Annotated in this window: 15 protein-coding genes and 1 pseudogene; 13 read left to right on the top strand and 3 right to left on the bottom strand. The window is 48.1% G+C overall.

The window, feature by feature from the left end:
- The first annotated feature begins 10 nt into the window (after positions 1 to 10).
- Genes PGW97_RS19685 through PGW97_RS19650 form a run of 8 tightly spaced genes read left to right on the top strand, consistent with a single transcriptional unit; the run spans position 11 to position 8,328 of the window.
- Positions 11 to 1,321 (top strand): pilus assembly protein TadG-related protein, encoded by a 1,311-nt coding sequence (locus tag PGW97_RS19685; RefSeq protein ID WP_207104167.1) that lies wholly within the window; start codon positions 11 to 13, stop codon positions 1,319 to 1,321.
- A complete protein-coding gene (locus tag PGW97_RS19680) occupies positions 1,321 to 1,926 on the top strand; it encodes a TadE/TadG family type IV pilus assembly protein (RefSeq protein WP_254463203.1) in 606 nt (201 codons plus the stop codon). Before PGW97_RS19685 ends, PGW97_RS19680 begins: the two co-directional genes overlap by 1 nt.
- Entirely contained in the window at positions 1,923 to 2,576 is a 654-nt protein-coding gene (locus PGW97_RS19675; RefSeq protein ID WP_273860512.1) for a TadE/TadG family type IV pilus assembly protein, read from the top strand. Before PGW97_RS19680 ends, PGW97_RS19675 begins: the two co-directional genes overlap by 4 nt.
- Positions 2,577 to 2,584: 8 nt before the next feature.
- A complete protein-coding gene (locus tag PGW97_RS19670) occupies positions 2,585 to 3,823 on the top strand; it encodes an AAA family ATPase (protein WP_047884312.1) in 1,239 nt (412 codons plus the stop codon).
- A 2-nt stretch (positions 3,824 to 3,825) separates the two neighbouring features.
- Positions 3,826 to 5,274: a CpaF family protein gene (locus PGW97_RS19665; RefSeq protein WP_273860511.1), complete on the top strand. Its 1,449-nt coding sequence runs from the start codon at positions 3,826 to 3,828 to the stop codon at positions 5,272 to 5,274.
- Positions 5,274 to 6,245, top strand: a complete 972-nt coding sequence (locus PGW97_RS19660) for a type II secretion system F family protein (RefSeq protein WP_273860510.1) — start codon at positions 5,274 to 5,276, stop codon at positions 6,243 to 6,245. The genes PGW97_RS19665 and PGW97_RS19660 overlap by 1 nt, the downstream gene beginning before the upstream one ends.
- Before the next feature lie 13 nt (positions 6,246 to 6,258).
- Entirely contained in the window at positions 6,259 to 7,218 is a 960-nt protein-coding gene (locus PGW97_RS19655; protein ID WP_254463206.1) for a type II secretion system F family protein, read from the top strand.
- Between the two features lie 21 nt (positions 7,219 to 7,239).
- Positions 7,240 to 8,328, top strand: coding sequence for a tetratricopeptide repeat protein (locus PGW97_RS19650; RefSeq protein WP_273860509.1), 1,089 nt, complete (start codon positions 7,240 to 7,242; stop codon positions 8,326 to 8,328).
- Positions 8,329 to 8,452: 124 nt separating this feature from the next.
- Here the strand turns inward: PGW97_RS19650 and aroG are convergent, their stop codons facing one another.
- Positions 8,453 to 9,511: a 3-deoxy-7-phosphoheptulonate synthase AroG gene (gene aroG / locus PGW97_RS19645; RefSeq protein ID WP_217393178.1), complete on the bottom strand. Its 1,059-nt coding sequence runs from the start codon at positions 9,509 to 9,511 to the stop codon at positions 8,453 to 8,455.
- 287 nt (positions 9,512 to 9,798) lie between these two features.
- Here aroG and PGW97_RS19640 point away from each other — a divergent pair, with 287 nt between their 5' ends.
- From PGW97_RS19640 to cspE, 3 genes are all read left to right on the top strand, one after another.
- Positions 9,799 to 10,536 (top strand): amino acid ABC transporter ATP-binding protein, encoded by a 738-nt coding sequence (locus PGW97_RS19640; protein ID WP_273860624.1) that lies wholly within the window; start codon positions 9,799 to 9,801, stop codon positions 10,534 to 10,536.
- A gap of 230 nt (positions 10,537 to 10,766) precedes the next feature.
- Positions 10,767 to 11,531, top strand: coding sequence for an amino acid ABC transporter permease (locus PGW97_RS19635; protein ID WP_273860623.1), 765 nt, complete (start codon positions 10,767 to 10,769; stop codon positions 11,529 to 11,531).
- Positions 11,532 to 12,135: 604 nt separating this feature from the next.
- A complete protein-coding gene (gene cspE, locus PGW97_RS19630; RefSeq protein WP_047884413.1) occupies positions 12,136 to 12,345 on the top strand; it encodes a transcription antiterminator/RNA stability regulator CspE in 210 nt (69 codons plus the stop codon).
- Between the two features lie 121 nt (positions 12,346 to 12,466).
- Here the strand turns inward: cspE and PGW97_RS19625 are convergent.
- Both PGW97_RS19625 and PGW97_RS19620 read right to left on the bottom strand, forming a co-directional pair.
- Positions 12,467 to 12,896, bottom strand: a pseudogene (locus PGW97_RS19625) (GNAT family N-acetyltransferase).
- A 198-nt stretch (positions 12,897 to 13,094) separates the two neighbouring features.
- Positions 13,095 to 13,811, bottom strand: coding sequence for a methyltransferase family protein (locus PGW97_RS19620; protein ID WP_273860508.1), 717 nt, complete (start codon positions 13,809 to 13,811; stop codon positions 13,095 to 13,097).
- Between the two features lie 778 nt (positions 13,812 to 14,589).
- Between PGW97_RS19620 and PGW97_RS19615 the strand changes: the two genes are divergently transcribed.
- Both PGW97_RS19615 and PGW97_RS19610 read left to right on the top strand, forming a co-directional pair.
- Positions 14,590 to 15,411 (top strand): transporter substrate-binding domain-containing protein, encoded by an 822-nt coding sequence (locus PGW97_RS19615; protein ID WP_047884416.1) that lies wholly within the window; start codon positions 14,590 to 14,592, stop codon positions 15,409 to 15,411.
- Positions 15,412 to 15,417: 6 nt separating this feature from the next.
- Positions 15,418 to 16,380: an amino acid ABC transporter permease gene (locus PGW97_RS19610; protein ID WP_273860507.1), complete on the top strand. Its 963-nt coding sequence runs from the start codon at positions 15,418 to 15,420 to the stop codon at positions 16,378 to 16,380.
- The last annotated feature ends 27 nt before the right edge of the window (positions 16,381 to 16,407 follow it).

Raw genomic sequence — 16,407 nt, 5'->3', positions numbered from 1 at the left:
GAGGTTCAGGATGAAAGCGCTTCATACTCAACCCGTTTTTCCCGGACGGCAAAGAGGTATCGTCGCGATATTTGCAACCATTGCGATGGCCGTGCTTATCGGGGCCGGCGCGCTGGCACTGGATGTCGGCAATATGCTGTTATCCAAAGGTAAACTGCAAAATCTGGCTGATTCTGCGGCACTCAGTGCCGCAAAAACACTGGATCTCGGCGGCACACAGGCAGAAGCCATTGCCGCTGGCACTCAGGCGATTACCGATAATCTGGCCAGCGATAACTACCGGTCAGTTTCTATCGAAGATACCGACATCATCTTTGAATTCTCAGAACAACTGCCTTTTGACCCAACAACCACCTCTGAAGATGCCACTTATGTCAGAGTGCGCATTGAAGGGGTGGATATCCCCGACTTTTTAGTCACCATTTTCAACATCGATATGATCGCCAGAGCCTCAGCGGTTGCCGGTCCGAGCACAACCCTGTCCCGAACCTGCAATATTGTACCCCTGAGTATCTGCGAGGGCGATTCTGATCCCAGCACCATCTCCGGCTACAGTCAGCATTCGCTGCATGTCCTGAAAGCCTCCACCAGCAGCAATAGCGAAGTAGGTTCAGGCAATTTTATGGCAATTACCCTAACAGATGCCGATGGCAACTCACAAACAGGGGCTAATGCCTACCGGGATGCGCTGGCGGGTAAATACGACAGCTGCCTCAACGCCACTGAAGGCGAAATGATCACCACCGAAACCGGTAACATGGTTGGCCCGACGCTCGCCGTTGATACCCGCTTCGGCATCTATTCCGGGGGACTCCGCGCTTCTGAGTATGTCAGTGACATCAACCCCTATTATGACAGCAACTATGCGGCTGTTGAGGAAACCACGGTTGCTGGCGCTGACGGCCAGACCAGTACCCACTACTCCACCAACAAAACCTACGACCAGATATACAACTACGACAAATACATGGCGTCGTATGAAAACGGCGATTACGAAAGCTGCATGAATTCTTCCACCTGTCAGAGCGGCGGCTTTTTCCGCCGAATTGTCACCGTGCCGATTCTCGACTGCGACAAAGCCACCAAAACCGGCGGACGCATGGATATTCCCCTCAAAGGTCTGGGGTGCTTCTATCTGGTACAACCCGTCAGCGTTACCACAACCGTCGATGACAAATCCGGAAGCGGTCAGGGTTCCTGGATTATTGGTGAATTCATTTCTCAATGTCGAAATGACAGCGGTAACGCGAGTAACCAGCCGGGTGAAAATGGTCCATACAAAATCGTGTTGTTTGACGATCCTGACAGCGAGGATTCATGATGACGCCTTCTGACCTGACACCTCATCCAACAGCGGAATGTGCCCGTACCGGGCTTCATCATTGCGGGCACATCCCGTCGGAACTTATCCATTATGAAGATAATCGGGTAAAACATGGCATCTCCTCGTTCAGCGGGCATGCAGAACGTCGCTCATTATTTGTCATGCAGCAACGGCAGCAGGGTATTGCCATCGTGGAATTCACCATTGTTTTGCCGTTTCTGCTGTTCCTGTTTCTCTCACTGTGCGAAATCGGGCGGGCTATTTATACCTACACCGAAATCGAAAAAGTCAGCCGCGATAGTGCTCGTTACCTGTCTGGTGAGATCATTAAAGGCACCAGCGGAAATTATGCCCTGACAACCGAGAACATTGTCTATGCAAAAAACCTGGCGGTATACGGGTCAATCAATGGTGGCAGCAACCCGGTAATTGACAACCTGCAGGCCAGCCATGTGAATATTTCCCTGGTGGATAACTACATCAAAGTTGAAATCGCCTACCCCTACCAGCCCGTTATTGGCGACATCCCCGCACTGGTAGGTGGCGATGCCATTAACATGCACTTCAAGCTGGTCTCCAGCTATTCGATGAGGGTGTTATGATGATTAAATCCCATTGCCATCACCGCTCCCCTTATGCAGGGCAATCCACTCAACGCGCTTTAAAAATAAATTCTTTAAAAACAGGTGCTTTAAAAACAGGCGCGTTAAACATTGGTGCCTTAAACATTGGTGCCTTAAACATTGGTGCCTTAAATAAAAACCGCATAAAAAAAACCGCCCCGCAAACACAAGCTGGCAACACCCTGGTTGAATTTACGATCATCAGCGCGCTGTTTTTTATTCTGCTGTTCGGCATCATCGAATTCGGGCGTCTGCTGTTTACCTGGCACCTGCTCAACGAAACCAGTCGCCGAGCGGCTCGCATTGCGGTGGTTTGCCAAGTTTCAACCACCGAACAGCAGGATGCCAAAATTGCCAGCCTGATCGGTTCCGTGCCTTTACCCAATTTCTCTGTCGACAATCTCGATGTGCGCTATCTGGATAAAACCGGCACGCCGATTACTGCAGATCTCATGGCCAGCGCCACATTTAACCAAATCGAATTCATTGAAGCCCGGATCATCAACTACCAGCTCCAACTCATGATCCCGCTATCCCCACTCGGCCTCACTTTTACGGCTCCCGCATTCTCAACGCTTATGCCACGAGAAAGCCTCGGGGTCACCCGAACCGGATTTACTGATTGTTAAGGTGCGTTATGACTATCAATACATATTGCCAGTCAGATCAGGTGGATGCGTCTACACAGAAGAAGCCCCCCTTATTGACCACAGTAGACGGCTGGATTGTCAGTAATCAAAGCGACTTCATCCAGCCGCTCAGCGACTATCTAGCGCTCTGGCCAAATACCTCTTTTCACCCAATGGGCGAATTTGAGTTACGTTCCGGGTTAAACAACCTGAAGCAGACAGGCCAGCCGGATGTCATTTTCATTGACGGGGAATGCGACTGGAACGTCGCGATGACATTGATTCAGGACGCCATGAAGCCGCTCTGCCCGATCATTCTGGTGACAGGAAACTCTGACACCAACCTGCTGCGTCAGGCACTGCGAAAAGGGGTGAAAGACGTACTGACCATCCCATTTGACGAGCAAGAACTTGATCAGATCCTGTTTGAATGTGCTGAGTCCAAAAAAGCGAATCAAAAACAAGGACAAGTCAGCATTTTCATGAACGCCAAAGGCGGTATGGGATCATCCGTTTTGTCGACCACTGTGGCACACCTGCTCACACTGGAAAAATATTCGACAGTGCTGATTGATACCGATGCTCAATTTGGTTGTGTCTCCGGGCTGCTCTCTACCCCGCCGAAATTCCTGCTGAACGATGCGCTGAAGCAGGTGAAAACCATGGATGAATATGCACTCAATGGTGTTCTGACAAAACACTCTTCCGGGCTCCGTTTCATCACCAGCCGGTCGGACGCTTTGTTTAACAGTGTGCCGGAATTCAGTGCCAATGCTTTTCACCACTTTCTGGAGCAATCCAGAAGCACTCACAGCCACATTATCATCGATATGTCCCGAGGGCTGGAAAACTGGAGTTCCCCAGCGCTGACCATGGCTGACCATGTCTTCATTGTCGTCCAGCAAAGTATCCCGGCCATTCGGGAAGCCGCTGTTTTAATCAAACAGCTCAGACACTTATTCGGCTACCAGCATCAGCAGATCAAAGTGATCGTCAACCGGTACTCCAAAAGCATCAACATCAAACCTGAGGAAATTAAGGCCACCCTGCATACTGACCAGCTGCTTCTGGTACCCAATGATTATACGACCGTCAGTGCATCCAGTAATTTAGGGGAACTCTTAGCGACCCATTTTGAAAAAACGCAACTGGTGAAAGCACTGAGAGATGTCACTCATATCATTGCCGGTCAAAGCGTGGAGGAATCCAAAGGCCTGCGCCGCTTCTTTACGTTTCTGAGGAGCTGAATATGTTTCTGAAAAAACGCACTCAACAGCCCGATTCGCAGCGTCATCTCAACGAGCCCCCTATTGCTGAGCAAGATCAGACGGTGTTGTCAGACATTGATATGCCAGATGCGATGCAGTCTGCTCAGCAATTTTCAGCACCGGATGACGGCCATTCCAGCTCTTATCGCGCGCCGAATCCTCAGGAGCAGGCCATCAAAAATGATCTGCTGGACGCTATGTTTACCACGCTGGATCTGGCAGTACTGGAAAGTATGCCGGTTGATCAAGCCCGGTCACAAATTGCTGACATGGCCGCCATGTTGCTGCTGGATAAAGAAGTTCCCCTGAATGCGGAAAGTCGCCAACGGGTGATTGAAGAAGTTGGTGATGAAATTCTGGGACTCGGCCCACTGGAGCCTTTGCTAAAAGACAAAACCATTTCTGACATTCTGGTGAACTCAAGCAGCCAGATCTATGTCGAGCGCAAAGGCAAACTGGAACCTACCTACGCGACATTTCGTGATGATCGCCATCTGTTGAATGTGATTGATCGCATTGTGTCGCAGGTTGGTCGGCGAATTGATGAAAGCTCACCGATGGTTGATGCCCGCCTCAAAGACGGGTCACGGATCAATGCCGTGATCCCGCCCCTCGCCATTGATGGCCCTTCGTTATCCATTCGTCGTTTTGCCGTTGAAAAGCTGGATATCGAGCAGCTGCTCAAATATGACACCCTCAACCAGAATATGGCGCATTTCCTGCAGGCAATTGTGCGCGGGCGCTTGAATATCCTGATTTCAGGAGGAACAGGTTCAGGGAAGACCACGACGTTGAATATCTGCTCCTGTTTCATTCCGGCCAACGAGCGAATCATTACGATTGAGGACTCCGCGGAGCTGCAACTGCAGCAACCTCACGTCGTGCGACTGGAAACTCGTCCGCCCAACATCGAAGGTCGGGGCGCAATTACCCAGCGTGAACTGGTGATTAACTCACTCCGGATGCGGCCTGACCGTATTGTCGTAGGGGAAGTTCGTGGCGCTGAAGCGGTTGATATGCTGGCTGCTATGAATACCGGCCATGATGGTTCAATGACCACCATCCATGCCAACAACCCACGCGATGCTCTGGGTCGAATCGAGAATATGTTTGCAATGGCAGGCTGGAATATGCCGATTAAAAATGTGAGATCGCAAATTGCTTCTGCCCTGAATGTTGTCGTCCAGCTCAGACGTATGGAAGACGGTAAACGGCGAATTACCAGTATTGTCGAAGTCAATACCATGGAGGGGGACGTCATTACCCTGACCGAGCTGTTTTGCTTTAAACGCGCTGGCATTGATGAAAACGGCAATGTACTGGGCGCCTATCAGGCAACAGGAAATGTGCCTTCGTTCATCGATACGTTCAAACATATGGGTATTGATTTACCGTACTCCTATTTTTCCAATCAGCATGAGGGGGCGTAATGGATCAGAATCTGCAACTCTATCTGCTCATCCTGTTTGTGGCAGTCGTGGTGATCTCTCAAACCCTGCTGATATCCGTTACAGGGACCCGGGCAAGCCGCTCCCGATTGTTGAAAAAGCAACTGGACGCGATTGCGGAAAGCGGCAAAAACAATCAACAGTCGTTACTACGAAAAAATTATCTGGATCAGCTTTCCCCTACCGAACGTTGGCTTGAAAACAATGCCTTTGGTGAATTTCTGGGGGAGCGGCTGTCACTGGCCGGGCTCAACTGGAAAGCCTACCAAGTTGCACTCTGGTTTTTCGCAGGCACCGTTTTTGCCATGACCGGGGTCTACCTGCTCACCCTCAGCCTGAAAATCATGCTGGCCGTTCCTTTCGTGTTATTACTGGCTATGGTCATGTATTTACGGCTGAAAATGGAAAAACGCCTCCAGTTGTTTGAAGAGCAATTTGTCGAAGCTCTGGATGTCATGAAACGTGCCCTGTTGGTTGGCTATCCGTTCACCGACGTGATGAAAACCGTCAGTGAAGAAATGCCCCAGCCTATTGCCGGAGAATTTGGCAAGGTGTTTATAGAGCTGAACTTCGGGGTCGACCTGAAAGTCGCTCTGGCTAATCTTGCCCATCGTAACCCGTCGATCAGCGTACTGGCCTTTAACAGTGCCGTTATTATTCAAAAAGAAACCGGCGGCAACCTGGCCGAAACCCTAGAGAAACTGTCTGACGTGATTCGCGGACGCTTCCGCTTAATGCGCAAAGTCCGCACTTTATCCGCCGAAGGCCGAATGTCAGCCTGGGTGCTGATGATGGTGCCCTTTGTCCTGTTTTTATTGTTGTATCTCAGCAATCCGGGCTACATCAACCCACTGCTTGAGTCTGAGCGTGGCCATTCGGTTCTGACCGGAACCGGGGTCGCCATGTTCCTGGGCTTACTGTGGATCCGTAAAATCCTGCGCATCGAGGTGTGAAATGGATTATCTGATGACACTGTTTAATTCCGTTGTAGACAATGAGCAGCATGCCTACTGGCTGTTTCTGGGGTTTGCTTTTATCAGCACTGTGGCATTGACCGTCAGTGTCTGGATTCTGGTTGTCAACGCCCGTAATCCCCTGAAAAAGCAGTTAGAGTTTATTTCTCATCAAACACATGGCGGCAGCCATGGCATGCCGCAGTCTCACCAGCAGCTCAACAAGACCTTGGAATCGCTGGAAAAGTATGTCACCCCCAAATCCAAAACGGAGCAATTTAACGTTAAGCAAATGTTGATGCACGCCGGGTTTGAAAACCATAAAGCAGTAGCTTCTTTTTACGCTATTAAAATCATTCTTGCGCTGCTGCTGGCACTGGGCACTCTGGTAGTAACCCGATTTTTGCCCGAAGTGACAACACAACAAACGCTGATTTACACCCTGATGTCCATTGCCATTGCCACGTTCCTCCCCAATTTTGTCCTCAAACGAATGGCCAACCGCCGGATCAAAGCCTTGCGTAACGCATTTCCTGATGCCCTTGATCTGCTGGTTGTTGCCTCTGAAGCCGGACTAGGCTTTCAGGCCGCACTCAACCGGGTAGCGACTGAAATCGGCGCGTCATCACCAGCGCTCAGCCATGAATTACAGCTTGTTTGTCAGAAAATCCGGGTCGGCGCCTCTATTCCGATGGCGCTGAATCAGTTTGTTGCCCGATCCGGCCTGCAAGAGCTACAGGGACTGATCAGTATCATTAATCAGTCCATCAAATTAGGCGCCAGTATGGGAGATACCTTGCGGGAGTATGCTGAAGAGTTTCGCGACAGACGTCAGCAGAAAGCGGAAGAAGAAGCCGCCAAAATCGGCACTAAAATGATCTTCCCTCTCGTTACCTGTATCTGGCCCGGATTTTTCGCGGTGGCAGTCGGCCCGGCTGTCGTCAAGGTACTGGATATGTTCGCGGGCAGATAAACGACAAGAAGGAATTTATATATGTCACATTCATACTCGCTCTATGTAATGGCCGCAATGGCCTGCACGATGGCATTCATGACAATGGGTTGCAGTAACTCAGATGATGTTACCAACAAAAAAGGCGTTTCATTTGAACACGAGTTATATGACGGCAAACCCACATTAGGCTTATCCAATGATTTTCCACCGGAATCACCGGAAGAAGCCATTCAACGAGGTGACAAAGCTTATCTGGCCCACGAACCGGATCTCGCTCTGTTTGAATACATTCGCGCCCTGAGTTTCCCGTCTCAAAAGCATGCTGACCAGGCGTACTACAAAATTGGCTACATCCATCAACAACGACGTAATCACGATTTGGCCAAACTGGCCTATTCTCGAGCTTCGCTGATCGAACCGGAGAATATTCAATATGCCGCATCACTCGGTATTATCGAGCTTAAAATGGGTGAATCGGATACCGCCAGAAAACACCTGATCCACACTGTACAGATGGATCAAAAGCGTCAGGGAAATACCAGTTGGGAACCGCAACATGATCTGTTCGCCAGCTCATTAAAACTGGACACCTCTTCCCCGTTAAATGCTTATGTCGGACTGGGCATCTTGGCGGATCTTGATGCACGCCATAACGAAGCGCAGCGGATTTATCGTTCAGTGCTTCAGGTTGATAACCGCTCGCACAAAGCCATGACCAACTTAGGCTACTCCTACTATCTTGCCGGCAACCTGAATGAGGCAGAAGCGGTTAACCGCCGTGCAGCTACACTGTATCCAAACGACAAGCGCGCATGGTCTAATCTGGGGCTGACTTACATTAAATCTCGTCGGTACGAAGATGCGCTCGACTCCCTGTCACGGGCAATGCCTCGTCAGGAAGCGCTCAATGACATCGGGTATTTTTCTATGCTGGAAGGTGACTACGAAGCTGCCGTCGATTATCTGGAACGTGCCGTCAATGAAAGCCCGATGTTTTACGCGAAAGCCCAGGAAAACCTGAAACGGGCAAGAAAACTGCAGATTCAGGCACCGCCAGTAAAACTGTCCGGCAACTACCCCTATAAATCGCAGGCAACGGTTTACAATATTGCCGATACCAGTCATTAACAGATGAGAAGTCAGTTTGATTCTGATGCTGGCTGAATTCACCATTTGCCGCTGACCTATTCAGGAACGAAGGCAACAAAAAGCCTGGCGATTGCCAGGCTTTCATATTCAGAGACAAGCTGTTTTAATCGCGAACCTGACGACGTTGCTTCACGCTAGCGGCCAGCTGACGCAGCACAGTCTCGGTATCAGCCCAGCCGATACATGCATCAGTGATGCTTTGACCGTAAGTTGGCTCCTGACCATCAACGATATCCTGACGGCCTTCGACCAAATGGCTCTCAATCATTACACCAAAAATTGCACTGTTACCATTCGCAATTTGCTGCCCAACATCTTCTGATACCAGCAACTGACGTTTGAACTGCTTCAGGCTGTTTGCATGGCTGAAATCTATCATCACTTTCTGGCGCAGACCCGCTGAGTCCAGTTTGGACGTAATGTCGTTAACCTGCTCTGCACTGTAATTCGGTTCTTTACCTCCACGCAGAATAATGTGGCAGTCTTCATTTCCAGCTGTTGAAACAATGGCCGAGTGACCATATTTGGTCACAGACAGGAAATGGTGCGGTGCGCTGGCAGACCCAATGGCATCCGTCGCGATCTTGATATTGCCGTCGGTACCATTTTTAAAACCAACCGGACAAGACAGGCCCGAAGCCAGCTCACGGTGTACTTGTGATTCTGTTGTACGGGCACCAATCGCACCCCAACTGATCAGATCCCCCATGTACTGCGGAGTAATCATATCCAAAAACTCACCGGCAGTCGGTACACCCATGTCGGTCAGGTCAAGCAATAACTTACGCCCCAGACGCAGGCCATCATTCAGCTGGAAACTGTTATCCATGTACGGGTCATTAATCAGCCCTTTCCAGCCCACAGTGGTACGCGGTTTTTCAAAATAAACACGCATCACCACTTCCAGATCGTCTTTGAGTTCTTCACGCAAAGCTTTTAAGCGCTGGCCATACTCCAGCGCAGCATTCGTATCGTGGATTGAGCATGGACCTACGATAACCAGCAGTCGATCATCTTCATCATTCAGGATGTTGTGAATGGCCTGACGAGCCTGGTAAACCGTTTCGGACGCCTGCTCAGTTGCCGGGAAACGCTCCAGTACGGCAACAGGTGGGAGAAGTTCTTTAATTTCGCGAATTCGGACATCATCGGTTTTATGCATTGCTACTTCCTGAGGTTACCCTGCCAACCGCAACGAAAAGTTTACAGATTTGGTTGACGGTATTTTTCACTTCTATTTGACTTTAACTTATCCTTCTTTATCTGGTAGTGCAAACGCTATTTACGATCAAATGCGATTTTTTTTCTGCCGTTTAATAATTATCCGCCAAACGTTTGGCGTGCAGTGAAAGACATCACAATGATGATATTTTGAACAAGACTTTGAATTCTGACTACGCAACGAATAACATAACTTCAATCACTTATCGAATGAACAAGGTCGTTGCGATGACGCAGGATGCGGTTATTACCTTCCGTGAACTCGAAAAATGGTATGGTGACTTCCATGCCCTGAAGCACATAAATCTGACCATTTCCCGCGGCGAGCGAGTAGTGATTTGCGGCCCGTCAGGTTCAGGAAAATCAACCCTGATCCGCTGCATCAACGGGTTGGAGTCATTTGACCAAGGTCAGCTTGAAGTTTCAGGGCATCCTTTAAACCGTCGCCATTTAAAAGCAATTCGCGGCAAAGTCGGTATGGTTTTTCAGCATTTCAATTTATTCCCTCACCTTACAGTACTGGACAATTTAACGCTGGCCCCCCGCCGGACGCTGAATATGTCCCGCCCCGATGCGGAAATCTTAGCCATGAGCCTGCTGGAACGGGTTCATATTGCCCATCAGGCAAACAAATATCCCGGACAGCTTTCCGGTGGACAACAACAACGGGTGGCGATTGCCCGCTCACTCTGCATGAAGCCGGATATCATGCTGTTTGATGAGCCGACCTCCGCGTTGGATCCTGAAATGATCCGTGAGGTACTGGATGTTATGAAAGAACTGGCTGAAGGCGGAATGACCATGGTTTGTGTCACACACGAAATGGGCTTTGCTCGCCAGGTTGCCGATCGGGTGGTGTTTATGGATGAAGGGGAAATTGTTGAGGTCGCTGAACCCGCCACATTGTTTGACAGGCCGCAACACCCTCGTACCCGACAGTTTCTCGACCAGATATTAAGTTACTGATATTAAAACTACCCTACAAATAATGCAGGTTGGCAGTATCGGATAGCTGCACCTAATCAATAGATACACAGACTCGGCGTCAATCAACTCATTCGCGATAAAAAAGTAGCCAGACAAAAACAGTGAAAATTTTCCGTACAGCACGAACAGCAAATACTAACCCGTTGTTACCACAGGCAGGATGGCGGTCAACCACCGGCAAGGTAATCAGCCCTGTACTCAGCGGACTGATGCAGATTGCTCTGGTCAGTGTGTTTCTGCTCTGGTTGCTTGAGCAAGGTGCCGAAGCTATGAACTATCGGTGGCAATGGTACCGCATTCCGCAATACCTCTGGTTTACGGAAGATGGGGAATGGTTTGCCGCAGAGTTACTGCAAGGACTGAAAGTTACACTGGAGATTTCGGCGGTCAGCCTGCTGTGTACCCTGGTTATCGGGCTGGTTACTGCCCTGCTCCGCCGCTCAGATTCAGTGGTGGGCCGTGGCATCGCTCGTGCTTACATCGAACTCATTCGCAACACGCCATTACTGGTACAAATTTACCTACTTTATTTTGTGTTTGGTCCGGTATTGGGTCTGGAGCGATTTACCACTGCTGTATTAGCCCTGTCACTGTTTCAGGGCGCTTACACCGCAGAGATTTTCCGTGCCGGATTGCTGAGTATTGATAAAGGCCAATTTGAAGCAGCCGACAGTCTTGGTTTGAGCCAAACCGACAGTTACAGGTTTATCATTCTGCCGCAAGTGATTCGCCGCATCTTACCCCCTTTGACCAATGAAGCTGTGTCGCTGGTAAAAAATTCGTCGATTGTCAGTGTAATGGCCATTTTTGACCTGACCACCGAAGGACGCAATATTGTGGCTGATACCGCCATGCCGTTTGAGATCTGGTTTACCGTCGCGGCCATCTATTTGTGCGTGACACTTTTACTTTCAACACTGGCCGCATGGTTAGAACATAGGCTTAAAGCAGGCCAAAACGGTAGCAGTCACTAACAGCCATTGGTAATCTCACTTTTTGCTATTCATTTATTCCGATGATTTTATAGATGAGAACAATTCGTAAAACGACGCATTCCTCTCGTCGATTTGCGAGACAAGCCATCGTAAGTTACCCCGTAACATATCATTAAACTCAGGCAAACAGGAGGCGTAGTAACTCAAAACTGGACAGAAGCGAGTTAGTTTCTTAGTAGAATATGGTCCCAATAATCAGCGGCTGCCAGAAGAGTATGAAAAGCGATATGAGATTAAGTTAAATCGTGTCTACTGATTGGTGGCTATTCGCAACACATGTCTGATCGACTCGTTTAAGCTAGAGAAGTGAATGCTATAAGAACCCTTACTGTTTAGCATGTCTGAATCAGATTTTTAAAGACCAGTTAAAATATACCTTTACTTTACTATGTAATGGGGTATTATCTTACCTGCTCTGATGTTCAGACTTATTAATGAAACTCCAAGTAAAAGTAAACCCTAAGAATTTCTTCGTTAATGTTGTTATCCTCTGTGTTTCCCTTAGCTTTATCGTCACATTAAATAATTCAATCTTCAGAGAATCGAAGTAACATTATTAATTTCAAAATAAAAGGGACACTATATGTCTAAGTCAACTGGTATCGTAAAGTGGTTTAACGAAGAGAAAGGTTTTGGTTTCATTACTCAAGACAACGGCGGTGCTGACGTATTCGTTCACTTCCGTTCAATTGCTTCAGAAGGTTTCAAAACTCTTTCTGAAGGCCAAAAAGTATCTTTCGATGTAGAGCAAGGTCAAAAAGGCCCTCAAGCAGCTAACGTTGTTGCTCTATAATTGAGATTTTGGCGTAAGTGGATAATCCACTTACGCCAACTAACAATCAGCAACGCTGCACTAAGAAAGTTATTAGCCTTAAGAGTTGCTTCTAGCAAGTTTGTTTATGACAAACCGAGTCTTACAATGCCATGCGCAGAATTGGAAAAGGTTACCCATATCATCAACTGGTGAACGGGAAGTTACTTTAAAACCCATCTGTTCGTAAAAGCCCACAGCCAATAAATTTTGTTCATTCACGTCAACTTTGGTCGCTCCTAGCTGATCAATAGCATATCTCAGCAACACCTTCCCAACGCCTTTACCTCTGGCTTCGTTTAAGATGAAAAGCATTTCAACCTTTGAATCATAGGTACCTATAAAGCCTAAAATTGAACCACTTTACTCTTTACGCATTTCAATATGACAGTAGGAAAAGCCTGTTCGATGATTATCGGCTTAAAAAACTCAATATCTTCTTCTGATATGAAGTGATGAGTTGCTCGGACTGAGTCTTCTCAAACATCAAGCATTTCTGCGTAATACTCAGGAAGCACATTTTCTACAATCATAATATTTTCTCTAGAGTTGACTGAAATTCATGTGCAGCTGCGAGTGGACATATTATTGCCAAACCATTACGCAGTCTAATCCTATGTGGTAGGTTCTGACTCACTTTGGGGCCGTAAAAATTCAGCTTAGTAAGGCAGCGCGTAACTCTTTCTGTTGGATCTCAATCTCTGCTCTGGAAGATCACTACTCAATCTATTTCAGTATACCCCTGGAATCAACCGATAGCGCACGCGTCGGGCGTAGCTTCGATAACCCGGCAACTCTTCCTGTAAAGTCTGGTCTTCGAGTAAGGTTCTAATCACCGTGATGATTGATGCAACCGCCGCAGGAATCAGTGTCCATACCGAGCTCAAAGCAAGAACAATACCGAACGATGCACATATAACTCCGGCATAACCTGGATGTCGAACAAACCGATATGGGCCACTGTCACACACCACATGGCCTCGATCCGTCTGAATGCGCACAACGCTTGAGAAAAAGCGGTTCTCAGCCAATGCCCATGAAGCGAAAGCGTATCCGAGCAAGATCAAAATAAAGCCAATTACGATGAGCCATTGAGAAAATTCGGGGGACCAGTTATAGCGGTGGTCCAGCCCCGCCACGATGACCATAGGAAACCCGACACTCACCGCCATCAGTGGAGCAAGCACTCGGTCCCAGGCTTTTGCGTTTTTGATATTTTCAATGTTATGTCTTTCAGCTGTTAATCCGGGATGTCGTTGTTCCGCCCACATGAGTCCACCGATACCGGCGGCCAAGATCAGAATAGAAAATAGCCACGCCTGCCACCAGCCAAGGTCCCCACCGCATATCAGTAAAATTAGAGGGATTAAGATATATACCACAACTAATCCGAACCACTGACGGGGGGATACTGTTTGAGCTGCTTCTTCATTAGCCTTTGCTGACATATCATCCCCAAAATAAAGTGGATTTGAGTGTATCTCTAAAGCTCCGTTCAGGTGCCACATCTCACACGTCACAACGAGGTTAACCTGCACCCAATTTTCGAACCCACCGATGGGTTAGAGCTTTAACCAACTAAATACATACAGAATCATTAGATAATTTAGGCCAATTAACAGACAAGTCCATTGTAGGTATCGATTATTCTTAATTGATTGGGGCAAAACAAATCAGGTAACTAATTTCTCCCCTCTTCAAACTGATTCGCATATAAGAAAGAAAATTTCTCCCCTTCGTTTTAAGCTGTCGCCGCAACCATGTTGAAAAACATATCTAAGGCGTAGATCATCGGCTTAACATCCTTAAGAAATGATTTGCTTATCTTGTTGGTGTTATTTACCTTGTTGGTTATATTGGTCTTGTCGGCACTCGATACCTTGTTAGTTGGGCAACTGGCGCTACGTCAGCTCTTACTGATGACACCCATTCTCCAGCAACGCCATGATTTTAAATGAATTTACCTTACCTAACCCTAGAATTCGTCTACTGTTTATGTAATGGCCATTTTGACCTAACCACTATAAGACACTGCGCAGTTAGGCGCTGCACAGTTAGGCGCAGTACTGTTACCTAAACCACGATGCCGTTTGAAGTCTTATATAGCGCCAAGCCAAACACAACAAAGCAAAACAACAAACAACAAACAACAAACAACAAACAACAAACAACAAACAACAAAGCCATAACTCGACCAACGAAAAGGATACTGAGGAAAAAGGAAGTATGAAAAAATTTCTGTTAATGATGGTGGCCATCACCTCACTGCTTGCACCCACTTTGGCTTCGGCCGCAAACTCTCCCTCTGAAAAGAGCACGCTGACTGAAATAAAAGAACGCGGTACATTACGGGTCGGATTATCGACTTTTGTTCCCTGGGCTATGCGAGACAAACAGGGAGAATTGATTGGATTTGAAGTCGATGTTGCACGACGCCTTGCCAAAGATGCCGGGCTGAAAGTGGAATTCATCCCAACGGCCTGGGATGGAATTATTCCGGCCTTACTGGCGGGCAAATTTGACGTGATCATTGGTGGTATGTCTATTACCCCTGAGCGAAATATGAGCGTACTCTTCACCACACCCTACGCGCACTCTGGGGTACAATTGGCCGCCAACCGGGATATAGCCGGAGGTAAAACCACATTAGATGACTTCAACAAACGCAGTGTAACATTGGCGGTACGACGTGGGGCTTTTACCGTTCAGACTGCTAAGAAGTACTTCCCAAAAGCACAGTTACGTCAGTTTGATGATGATGCACAAGCCTTTCAGGAAGTGCTGAACGGAAATGCGCAGGCCGTACTCGCCTCTTCACCGAAACCTGAACAGATGACAATTCAGTACGGCAATAAATTATACCTGCCTTTCACTGAGCGCCTGAGCCGTGGTTCAGAAGCGTTTGCTATTCGTCATGGTGAATTTGACCTGCTCAATTTCTTCAATAACTGGATTCTGCTTCGCAATGAAGATGGTTGGCTCAAAGAACGCCATGACTTCTGGTTCACAACGCTGGATTGGCAGGATCAAGTTGCCGAAGGGCAATAACTCGCCATGCCAGTGAATCACAAAAAGATTTCTCCTGACCAACAGTCAGTCGTCCATCAGACTTCCCAGGGCTCAGAGGAAAAGAGCCGAAGACGTTCACGCCGGATTCCTCTGAACCGTTTGGATTGGTTGCTGCTGGCGTTTCTGGCGGCTATCTTGGGTTGGCTTTGGTATCGTTCGGCCATTGGTATCCATTACCACTGGCAATGGGACAAAGCCTTTAACCTGATTCTGACCAACGGGAAAAATGGTGAACTACCCTACTTTTTTCAGGGGTTAATTGCCACTCTGCGTTTAAGTTTATGGGGAATGCTGCTTGCTGCCTCATTAGGCTTGCTGCTGGGACTGGCGAGACGCTCTTCGTTCTGGCTGTTTCGCTTGCCAGCACAAGCTTATATCCAACTGGTGCGAAACATTCCGCCGTTGGTGTTTGTCTTTATCTTCTATTTTTTCATTTCCAGCCAATTGGTTCCGCTATTGGGACTTGAGTCGATACTCAGACAGTCTCCTTCATCCGTTAACCTTGTACAGAACGGGTTGTTTGGCCCGCCCGCTCTGTGGGAAAACCTTTTTTCCGGCGTGTTATGTGTCGGCCTGATTTCTGCGGCCTATATCGCCGAAATTGTCCGGGCGGGAATAGACGCTATTGATAAAGGACAATGGGAAGCGGCAGACTCTCTGGGGCTGTCACGCTGGTCACAGTTCAGAGATGTCATTTTCCCTCAGGCATTAAGCGGGATCGTACCACCTCTGGCCGGCCAATTTATCTCGCTGGTTAAGGATTCGTCGATAATCTCGTTGATATCCATTCAGGAACTGACGTTTGTTGGTAGTGAAATCGCGAACTCGTCCGGGCTAATTTTCGAAATATGGCTGCTGGTAGGCGCGGGCTATTTTCTGCTGTGCTTCAGTCTTTCATTGTTATTCAGCAAGTTAGAGCATCATAGCCGACGCCATTTACTACAATGACGCTAAAGCGTTAAGTTGACGGTGAAG

It is taken from the genome of Photobacterium sp. GSS17 (assembly GCF_028621875.1).
In the GTDB taxonomy this organism is placed as follows: domain Bacteria; phylum Pseudomonadota; class Gammaproteobacteria; order Enterobacterales; family Vibrionaceae; genus Photobacterium; species Photobacterium ganghwense.
The sequence above is the reverse complement of the archived record's forward strand: the minus strand, read 5'-3'. Positions and strand labels throughout refer to the sequence as shown.